The sequence below is a fragment of the Candidatus Rokuibacteriota bacterium genome, assembly GCA_016209385.1.
In the GTDB taxonomy this organism is placed as follows: domain Bacteria; phylum Methylomirabilota; class Methylomirabilia; order Rokubacteriales; family CSP1-6; genus JACQWB01.
On record JACQWB010000307.1, the window covers coordinates 1 to 6,716 of the forward strand.

At 67.2% G+C, this 6,716-nt stretch carries 7 protein-coding genes; 5 read left to right on the top strand and 2 right to left on the bottom strand.

Annotated elements, in window-relative coordinates; all coding sequences use genetic code 11:
- Positions 1-12: 12 nt before the first annotated feature.
- A complete protein-coding gene (locus tag HY726_23120; protein MBI4611893.1) occupies positions 13-501 on the top strand; it encodes a hypothetical protein in 489 nt (162 codons plus the stop codon).
- 35 nt (positions 502-536) lie between these two features.
- Here the strand turns inward: HY726_23120 and HY726_23125 are convergent, their stop codons facing one another.
- A complete protein-coding gene (locus tag HY726_23125; GenBank protein MBI4611894.1) occupies positions 537-1,316 on the bottom strand; it encodes a phosphate ABC transporter substrate-binding protein in 780 nt (259 codons plus the stop codon).
- Positions 1,317-1,514: 198 nt separating this feature from the next.
- Entirely contained in the window at positions 1,515-3,239 is a 1,725-nt protein-coding gene (locus tag HY726_23130; protein ID MBI4611895.1) for a hypothetical protein, read from the bottom strand.
- 151 nt (positions 3,240-3,390) lie between these two features.
- On the opposite strand from HY726_23130, the gene HY726_23135 reads away from it, so the two are divergent.
- The 4 genes from HY726_23135 to HY726_23150 are packed head-to-tail and all read left to right on the top strand — an operon-like array spanning position 3,391 to position 6,566.
- Positions 3,391-4,641, top strand: coding sequence for an MFS transporter (locus tag HY726_23135; GenBank protein MBI4611896.1), 1,251 nt, complete (start codon positions 3,391-3,393; stop codon positions 4,639-4,641).
- 16 nt (positions 4,642-4,657) lie between these two features.
- Entirely contained in the window at positions 4,658-5,383 is a 726-nt protein-coding gene (locus tag HY726_23140) for an SDR family oxidoreductase (protein MBI4611897.1), read from the top strand.
- 14 nt (positions 5,384-5,397) lie between these two features.
- Positions 5,398-5,709: a DUF4286 family protein gene (locus tag HY726_23145; protein ID MBI4611898.1), complete on the top strand. Its 312-nt coding sequence runs from the start codon at positions 5,398-5,400 to the stop codon at positions 5,707-5,709.
- Positions 5,706-6,566, top strand: a complete 861-nt coding sequence (locus tag HY726_23150; protein ID MBI4611899.1) for an SPFH domain-containing protein — start codon at positions 5,706-5,708, stop codon at positions 6,564-6,566. Before HY726_23145 ends, HY726_23150 begins: the two co-directional genes overlap by 4 nt.
- Positions 6,567-6,716 lie beyond the last annotated feature (150 nt).

The window sequence follows — 6,716 nt, forward strand, 5'->3', positions numbered from 1 at the left end:
CAACCCCTGAGCGTGGCGGCTCTCGGTGTGCTCCTCGCGGCTGGGAGTGGGATCTCGATCAGTGTCAACACGGTCCTCTGTAAGAACCTGAACGAGGCGGGCGTGAATCCCGAGGCCCTGGTTTCAGTCCGGTTTATCGGAGCGGTGCTTGTCGCGACGGCGGTGATGGCGGCCTCGGGTGATGGCTGGTTCGCTCTCGCGCCGGCGACGATGCTCTCGTTGGCTGCCGCGTCCCTCGTCCTGAGCGTCTGTCCGAGCTACGGGAACCAGGTCGGGGTGTGGCTCGCCTCACCTGTCACGGGGCGGGTAGTCATGACCCGCGGGCCCGTGTTCGTCTTCCTGCTCCAGCTCCTTGAGGGACGGCTTGTGTCCTCGCCGTACTCCCTGACAGTTGCGGTGTTGTATTCCACCTTCAGCATTTCTGCCGCAGTGACCCGCCAGCAGGCCATCCGGTCGGCCGCGCTCGCTCTGGCAACCGCGCGCGGACGCGTGGGCGCGTGATGATCGTGGACGTGCCCGAGCACGAGGGCTGCTGGCTATCGTAGATGGACTGCGCCGTTGGCCAGGATCACGCGGTCGCCGTGCGGGCTCAGGGCGAAGTCGAGAAATTTCTTGACGAGGGTCGGTGGCTCTCCTTTGATGACAAAGAGAAAATCCCGGGCCAGAAAGTAGCGACCGCTCTTTACATTCTCTGCCGTGGGGGCAACCCCGTTCAGGGTCAGGGCCTTCGCCTTCCCTCCGCTCTGTTCCACCACGGTCATGCTGGTCATCCCGATGGCGCGCGGCGTGTCCGCAAGCCCTTTGGCCATGTCGCCGCCTCGAGCCATCACCTTGGCCGTCTCCACCTCTTTCAGCTCCTTGAAGCAACGGATCTTTGCTCGAATTACCTCAGGATCCACCTCCGTGGGTGGACGGGTGAGCACGTCGATCGGACTATCAGCACCGCCCAGGGGTTGCCAGTTCCGTATCTTGCCGCTGTAGACGTCACACACCTGTGCCTCGGTAATGTTGGTGATTGGGACGCTGGCGTTGACCGCGAAAACGATCGCCCCCTTGGCCACCTCGATGACTTTCAAATTCCCCTTCTGGACATCCTCAGGTTTTATGCCGTGGCTGGCCAAGGCGATCTGAATCTTTCCCTCCGCCAGGGCTCGGAGTCGTGCTCCGGTCCCGAGCCCCTTGCCGATCTCCACCTGGGGATTGGAGGACTGCTGTTGATAGGCCGTGCCAAGAGCTTTGGCTAGCGGGAGCATCCCGGTTGAACCGTCGAGGACGATCTTCTCCTCCCCCCACGCAGGCCGGAGCAGTAGCGCCAACAGCACACAGATCGTTAACCGAAAAGTTTTCGACGACACACTGGGTGACATAACAGCCTCCATTGTTCTTCTGTGTAACCACGCCGACGCAGCGGGCTCGACAATCGGCGACCATGCCCGCGGCCCCTCTTGTTGCGGCGGCCCTAACCATAGCTAACGCCTCGGGGGTGGTCAAGGGAAACTCGGCTTGTGAGTCGGCTAGAAGGCGTCGGGCGCAGCGGCGATGGCGTCGAGGTCGGCCCGGGTGTATGACCCGAGGCTTCGGAAGTCGAGCTCGGTGTAGTTCTTGATCCAGCGCATGGCGATCTTGACCGCCTTTCGGTAGCGCTCCTCGGCCTCCCGGTAAGCCCTCCGGCTCTTCTCATCGGGCGCGGCGGCGCTCAGGCGCGTCACGATGTTCTCCGCCTCTTCCTGGAGGAGGCGCTTGACCAGCGCGAAGTCGTGCGCCTGGCGCGGGTCGTCGGTGGCGCGGGCCCGGTGGCGGATCCGCTGGGCGATCTGGGCCACCGACATGCGCCCAGTCGCCAGATCCTCCATGAGGGCCGGGTGGATCCCCGGCTTGCCCGCCAGGCTGTCGATGCCCTTGGCGCCGCGGCCGTTCAGCCACCCCTCGAGGTACTCGATCAGCATCCGGGCGTTGCGGCGCGTCCCCACTACGGTGATGGGGCCGTCGGGGACCTTGATCTCGATCGGGTAGTTGTCCGGGTTCACCATCTCAGGCGTGGGCTTCCAGCCGGAGGCGCGGAGTTCCTTGAACGGATCGGCCGCCGTCTTCATGTGGAAGATGTGGGCGACCCACGCCCTGATGAACCCCTGCCGGGCCTCCCACTCCTTGTCGGCGCGGATGGCCTCGGCGGCGACGCGGTTGACCTCCGCGTCGGAGCTCGGGAGCGCGGTGGCCATGCCACCGATGGGGACGGCACCGCGCTTCAGGCAGATCGCCACCAGGCGCCTGAAGATGTTGGCCAGGAACGGCGTGGTCTTGATATCGACCCCGAACCGGTCCGGCCACACTTGCGCGGGGTCTGTCATCACGAACTCGAAGATGCTGGCCTTGAGATCCCAGCGCGCCGCGTTGAGCCCTCCCGCATAGGGCCCGAGGGCGTGGAGCATCTCCTCCATCTGGTAGACGCCGGGGAGCGACTCGATCAGCGGGACGGCGCGGATGACCACGTTCCGGAGGAACGGCAACGCGTCGCGGCTCGCGTCGAAGAAGTCCCGGTACCAGGCGACCTCCTCGGCCGTCTCCACCTTCGGCAGGTAGAAGTAGATCCCCTGGCCCCGTTCGGCCTGGGCCCGGCCCGCGTAGAAGAGGGTGAGGGCGGTGCCGAGGATCGCCGCCGGAATCGGTGTCCTGTCCACGGTGACGTCGGGCTCGTCCAGGTGGAGGCCGCGCTCCCGATGCATGAAGAAGGGCAGCTCACCCTCGGCGATCCGGTACTCCTTGCCCTTCTCGGCATCGACGTACGTCAGTTCACGGTTGACCGCGGCCAGCCGGTTGTGGGCGGCCCGGACCGTGTCGATCAGGCGGTGCCCGGCGGAATCCTCGTCGTCGTCCAGGTCCCCCTCGGCGCGCTCGCCTTCGGGCCCGGGATTCAGAGCGTTGATGAACATGCTCGTGATCGAGCACGGCCCCGAGATCTCGATCCCGGGCTTCCACAGGTCTTCGGGCACGGGAGGGACCTGCCAGTCGCCGGTGCTGGCGGCGCTCGGGGGAAGGGGAGTGGGCAGCGCTCGCCTTTCCAGGGCCCGCTTCATGACTTCGCCGCGCGCAGCCCGGAGCGCGCGGACGCGCGGGGTGAAGTGAGCGTGCAGGCGAACCAGATAGTCCTCGAAGGCCGGCGTGAAAAGCTCCGCAGCGCCTTCGACCGGCGCGAAGCTGAGCCGAGCCGCGGGACCTCCTGAGCCGGGATGCGTGGGCATGGGCGGGTCCGTCCTTGTCAGTTGCTGGCAAAAGCAGTTGTCGACCAGAAGCGTTACCTCTTTTCCCACACTCCTCCCAAACTGTCAACGGGAAAGTCGGCGGCGGCGGCACGGGTTATGGCAGAATGAGCGGGCTTGCGGGGAGCCACCTGTGTCCGTCCCATCGCGTCGCGCCGACACGTTCTGGCTCGCGGGCCTCTGCACCGCCCGCGTGGGAGCCTCGATGATGTACATGGCGTACCCGGCCGTCCTCCCCATCCTCCAGCGGGAGTGGTCCTTGTCAGCGACGGCCGCCGGCTCAATCTCCTCGGCCTTCCAGCTCGGCGTCGCCGTCTCGCTGACGGTGCTCTCGGCCCTGGCGGATCGAGTGGGAGCCCGGAGCGTCTTCGTGTGGTCGAGCTTCGCCGCCGCCGGTGTCTCGCTGCTTCTGCCGGTGCTGGCCCAGGGCTACCTCTCGGCCCTTATCCTCTTCACCGTCCTGGCCATCTCCCTGGCCGGGACCTATACCCCCGGGCTCATCCTGCTCGCCGAGCGCTTCCCCGCCGCGCGGCGCGGGTGGGCGATCGGCTGGTTCCTGGCCTCGTCGTCCGTCGGCTACGCTCTTGCCCTCGTTGTGGCCGGCCTCGTGGTCGCGGGGTGGCGGCTCGCCCTGGCGACGCTGGCCCTCGGACCGGTCGCCTGCATGGTCCTGGCCATCCCGATCCTGCGCGGCACTGTCACCCGGCTCGCCGCGGCGCCGGCCCGCTGGAGTTTCGGCGACGAGCTGCTCCGGAATCGCGCAGCCCAGCTGATGATCGCGGGTTACACGTTCCACTCCTGGGAGCTCCTCGGGATGTGGGCGTGGACGCCGGCGTTCCTCACGGCGGTGCTCCGCACCCAGGGCCTCGAGGTCGCCCGGTCGGCAGGCATCGGGGCCAACCTGACCGCGCTCTTCCATGTCATGGGGATCGTCGCCAGCAGCATCGGCGGCTGGCTCTCTGACCGCTGGGGGCGCACCGCGGTCATCATCGGGATGATGGTCGTGAGCACGACCTGCTCGTTCACCTTCGGGTGGCTCCTGACCGCGCCACTGACGCTCGTGGTGGCCGTCGGGCTCGTCTACGGCTTCTCGGCAATCGGCGACTCGCCGGTCTACTCGACCGGGATCAGCGAGGTCGTCGACGCGGCCCACCTGGGCTCCGTCCTGGCGGTCCGGTCGCTCCTGGGGTTCGGGGCCGGGGCGGTAGCCCCCCTGGTCTTCGGGGCCGTGCTCGACCTGACGGGAGGCCGCGCCAACCCGGGAGGCGGGATCTGGGGGTGGGCCTTCGCCGTCCTCGGCATCGGCGGGTTCCTCGGGATCTGCTCCATGCTCTGGCTCCGGGCGCTCCCCGAGAGCCGCAGGCTTGCCGGGGGGAAGCGCTGATTGTAGAGTGCGGGCGATGGCCGGCGTGCTGGCGGGAAAGGTCGCCGTAATCACGGGGGCAGGGCGCGGTATCGGCCGCGCCGTGGCCGTGGCCTACGCGCGGGAGGGAGCCGCGTTGGCCCTCTGCTCGCGCACGGGGGAAGAGCTTCGCTCGACGGCTGCCGAGGGGGACCGTCTCGGAGCGAAGGTGCTGGCACTCCCGACCGACGTGAGCCAGCTCGACGAGGCTGTCGCCTTCGTCGACGCGGCCCTGAAGACGTTCGGTCGCCTCGATGTCCTGGTAAACAATGCCGGCGTTGCGCACGCACAGGTCGGGTTGCTGGAGTGTCCGGTCGAGGAGTGGGACCGGGTGCTGGCGGTCAATCTCCGGGGCGCCTACCTCGTGGCCCGGGCGGTCGCTCCCCACATGGTGAGGCAGAGGCGGGGGAGCATCATCAACGTGTCGTCCTGGCTGGGACGCGACACGTTGAACGGGTGGGGAGCCTATGGAGTCTCCAAGTGGGGGCTCGAAGGCCTCACGCGCTACCTGGCGCTGGAGCTCAAGCCCTCCCGGGTCCGGGTCAACTCGGTGAGCCCGGGCTACGTGGCGACGAAGATGACGAACTACGGCGGCGCCCAGCCCGAGAGCGTGGTCGACCTCTTCGTTTACCTGGCGTCGGATGCGTCGAACGGCCTCACCGGGCAGGCCCTCGATGTAGAGACCTGGAGGCGTGAGCTCGGCATTCGCCGGAAAGAGCAGTGAAAGGAGGATCAGCCATGGCCACAGTCCTGTTCGTCGTCAGGGCCTCGATCACCCGCGACCAGGAGGCCGCCTTCAACCACTGGTACAACACGGAGCACGCGCCCCAGCTCCTCCAGTTCAAGGGGGCCGTCAGCGCCCGCCGCTACAAGGCCATCCTGGGCGAGGACCGCTACCAGTACATGGCCGTGTACGAGTTCGAGAGCGAGGAGACCTTCCAGCGGTTCCTGGACTCGGGGCACCTCGTCACGCTGAAGAAGGAGTACGACGCCCACTTCGGCACCGTCTCCGACCGCGTCCGCTCGGCCTACGTGCAGGTGTGGCCATGACGGAATTCGCCTTTGCGATCGGCCTCGGGCTCGTCGTCCTGGTGTGGTTCCTCTGGGTCGCGATCCGGATCGTCGCCGAGTATCAGCGCCTGGTGGTGTTTCGGCTGGGGCGGAGCATCGGGCAGAAGGGGCCAGGCCTGGTGATCCTGATCCCGATCATCGACCGGGCGGTGCGGGTGGATCTGCGCGAGCAGTTCCTGGAGATTGCCCATCAGACGTGCATCACGAAGGACAACGCGCCGATCTCGATTGATTTCCTGATCTACTCGCGGGTGGTGGACCCGGTGTTGAGTGTGCTGAAGGTCCAGGACTTCGTGGGGGCCTCCCAGGGGGTGGCCACGACCACGCTGCGGGCCATCGTGGGCGACATCCCGCTGGACGACGTGCTGGCGAAGCGCGAGCAGATCAACCAGGTGCTGCGGACGAAGCTGGACGAGGTGACGGAGCGGTGGGGGGTCAAGGTGACCACGGTGGAGATTCGGGAGATCACGCCGCCGCGCGAGGTGCAGGACGCGATGAACAAGCAGATGGCGGCGGAGCGGACGCGCCGCGCGGTGGTGACGGAGGCCGACGGCCAGCGGGAGGCGGCGGTGAAGGTGGCCGAGGGGGAGAAGCAGGCGGCGATCCTGCGGGCGGAGGGGGACCGGCAGGCGGCGATCCTGCGGGCCGAGGGCTTCTCGCTGGCGCTGGAGAAGATCTACGCCGTGGCGCGGGGGGTAGACGCCAAGACGATGGGGCTGCAGTACCTGGACGCGCTGAAGGCCCTGGGGGCGAGCCCGGCGACCAAGATCATCTTCCCGCTGGAGCTGACCCAGCTCCTCCGGCCGTTCGTGGGTGGAGTCGAGGACGGCAAGTGAGCCGACGGCGCGGAGCGCGATTGGGGCTCGGCCCGACCCCCTAAGGAAGTGTTAATAAATAACTGACCTATTATGTCCTACGGCTTCGTGAATGGAGCGTGTAGTTCCAGTCGCCATGAAACTTCGCGCGTTCGATGTTGAGTGTGGCCA

What these genes read in the sequence shown, in the direction of transcription:
- HY726_23130 (MBI4611895.1), bottom strand. Translation starts at nt 3,239, where the DNA reads ATGCCCACGCATCCCGGCTCAGGAGGTCCCGCGGCTCGGCTCAGCTTC.
- HY726_23140 (MBI4611897.1), top strand. Translation starts at nt 4,658, where the DNA reads ATGGCCGGCGTGCTGGCGGGAAAGGTCGCCGTAATCACGGGGGCAGGG.
- HY726_23145 (MBI4611898.1), top strand. Translation starts at nt 5,398, where the DNA reads ATGGCCACAGTCCTGTTCGTCGTCAGGGCCTCGATCACCCGCGACCAG.
- HY726_23150 (MBI4611899.1), top strand. Translation starts at nt 5,706, where the DNA reads ATGACGGAATTCGCCTTTGCGATCGGCCTCGGGCTCGTCGTCCTGGTG.